At 63.8% G+C, this 2,599-nt stretch carries 1 protein-coding gene; it reads left to right on the top strand.

Going from position 1 to position 2,599, the window contains the following annotated elements; genetic code table 11:
* The first annotated feature begins 635 nt into the window (after positions 1-635).
* Positions 636-2,414 carry a thioester domain-containing protein gene (locus ACSLGO_RS18215; RefSeq protein WP_436401645.1) on the top strand — a complete coding sequence of 593 codons (1,779 nt, stop codon included), beginning with the start codon at positions 636-638 and terminating at the stop codon, positions 2,412-2,414.
* Positions 2,415-2,599 lie beyond the last annotated feature (185 nt).

Genomic DNA, 2,599 nt, shown 5'->3' with positions numbered 1-2,599 from the left:
CGTTTGCTGGCCGGGTGCCGGGGGCCGGGGACGGACGCGGGTACCGGGGCCGGCGGCCCGAGCTGATCGAGTGTGTTCTTAGGGCCTGCACCATGGTGCGGGCCCTTTCCGTGTTTAACCAGCCGTTCCCCGGCCCCCGGGGTCTGGCCTGAACTAGGGGACTGGAACAGCTGGCCGGGACGGGGTTTCCCAGTTCCGGTGACTCCTGGCCCTTCCCGGGACCACACCAGGCACCACCAGCCACGAGGGCTGGGAACCACCGCCGTCGCGCAACCCCATCGGAAACACCGGTCACGAAGGGTGGGAACCACCACCGGAACATGACCTTAGGAGCCCCACCTTGCCCGATGGCTGGGAACCCCCGCCCCCCCCCCCGCAGAGTCCCGGGAGCCCCACCGGCCACGACGACTGGGAACCACCGCCGCCGTATGCCCACAATCCAGCGAGCCAGCTCTCGCGCACGCCCGCAAGTCCAGTGGGCGCGATGAAATCGAGTGCTGCAACCGGCAGATTCTCCATTCTCTCTATCCAGAGACAGTCGATCCACGTAGCCTCGCAGGCCACGGCCAAGTGCCGCTGACCCGAAGCTCACCACTTTGGATTTCCACCCACCGAGACTGGAAGCGGGAACCCCTATGAGCCTGCGAAACCCATTCGTCCATGCCGCAGTCCGCAAGCGTGGCAGGGGAAGTAAGCCCCGCTACTCCGGGGGGACCGCCGTCGTCGGCGTCCTTGTATTGCTGTTTATGCTGTTCCAGCTAGCCGCGCCTGCCCAGGCGGTTTTTCGGGGCGAGCCGCCGCGTGGTGCCGTCCCCACGGAGCTGGTGGAGATCACGATGACTGGTACCGGCCCCGGGCAATCCGTAGCCGGCGGACTGCCGCCGGTCGGTACGCCGTTCGACCCCACAATCGGGTATCCGGCTGACGTGCCGGCAGGTTACGAGGACACCGATGAAGGGTTCGCAGGTGTTATCACCACTGCTGACGCCGTGGGCAATACCCAGCAGGTGTACTGCATCGACATTCGCACCTCTACTTACACCGGACTGGGATACGAGAGCGGCTCTTGGGACGAGTCGAATGTGCCGAATATTGGCTACGTCAACCAGGTGCTGAACAGCTATTATCCGGACCAGCCTGGACTCCCCGCGGAAGCCCCGAATGACAACATCCGTGCCGCCGCAGTACAGGCAGCCGTATGGTTCTTCAGCGATGGCTACGTTCTTGAAGACACCGACGCCGTACGTCCCTACACCGAGGCAATAGTCGCCGCGGTGCTCGCTGCGGGGCCGCTGACTGAACCGCCAGCTCCCAACGTGTCGATTGACCCGCCCGTCGCGGCGGGTCCCACGGACGGGGTCACCGGCCCCTTCACTATCAACTCTGATGCAGGAACCATCACGGTCGGGGTACCGGATGGGTACACCCTGTACACCGACCCGGCCGGCACGGTCCCGCTCGTCGGCACGACCGTCACGCCCGGTACCCAGCTGTGGGTGAGGAATGACAACCAGACCACTGATCCGGTTGTCCTGACCGCCACTGCCGTGGTCCCCGTCCAAACTGGCAACGTCTACCTCTACGCCGGCAATAATCCCAGCGTCACGACTGCCCAAAAGCTGATCCTGGCAGCCGACGCACAGATCGAGTCCAATGCCCAGGCAACTGCGGAGTTCTTTGAAGCCGGAGACCTCACGGTCAGCAAATCCTTTGCAGGTGAGGGGGCGGGGCTGCAGGGTGACATCTCCCTCATAGTCGACTGCGGGGCGTCGGGTGCCTTCACCTTCGACATCCCTGCAGGTACTGCCGAGACAGTGACTGAGACTGTCACCGGACTACCGGTAGGCACGGTCTGTTCGGTTACCGAACCTGTCACGGGATCGACGACGGCGGTGACGGTCACTCCGGTGCTTCCGGAACCTGTCACCATCGCTGACGGCGAGAACGTTCTGGCAGTTACCAACACGGTCGACCTCAACCCGGGCAGCCTGCTGGTAACCAAGGCCATTAGCGGCACTGGTGCCGGACTGCAGGATGACATTGCCATCCACGTTCAGTGCGGCGAAGGGCTTGTGGACGAAGTCTTCGTCCTCGAGGCGGGCACGACGGCGGGTGAATACACCCAGCTCTACGAAGGGATTCCTGCCGGGACGCTTTGCAACATTTCGGAGCCGACCTCCGGGGCCAACGAAGACGTCACCGTTGAATCAACCTTTACCGGTGGAGTATCAATCCTGCCTGGAGAAACGCAGGCCATCGGCGTTACCAACCTCTATGCACCGGTTCCAGTGACTGAGCGCCTGCCGAAGACGGGCGCGGAGTCAATGAGCCTGGCATTGATGGGCGGCGGAGCGGTAATCGCCGGATCGGCGCTCGTTCTTGCCTCGCTGCCGCTGCGGCGCCGGCAGGGATAGTCCCTCCTGACCTGTAATACCTGTCGCTATATCCTTCGGCGCCGGGTCCTCCCACTAGGGTGGATCCGGCGCCGAACTGCTGATTTGCGCCGGCCCGCAAACCTGTGTAAAGTCTTCTGAGTCGCCGCAGCCGGGACGCTCACGAAGCGCCTGAAGCATGGCGGCCAAACCCCAACTTTCAATCT

The organism is Arthrobacter sp. IK3, from assembly GCF_051337705.1.
GTDB lineage: Bacteria > Actinomycetota > Actinomycetes > Actinomycetales > Micrococcaceae > Arthrobacter_B > Arthrobacter_B koreensis.
This window is presented reverse-complemented; position numbering and strand designations above follow the sequence as displayed.

Bases quoted from the DNA above. Each gene is read 5' to 3' on its own strand.
- ACSLGO_RS18215 (WP_436401645.1), top strand. From the start codon at position 636: ATGAGCCTGCGAAACCCATTCGTCCATGCCGCAGTCCGCAAGCGTGGC.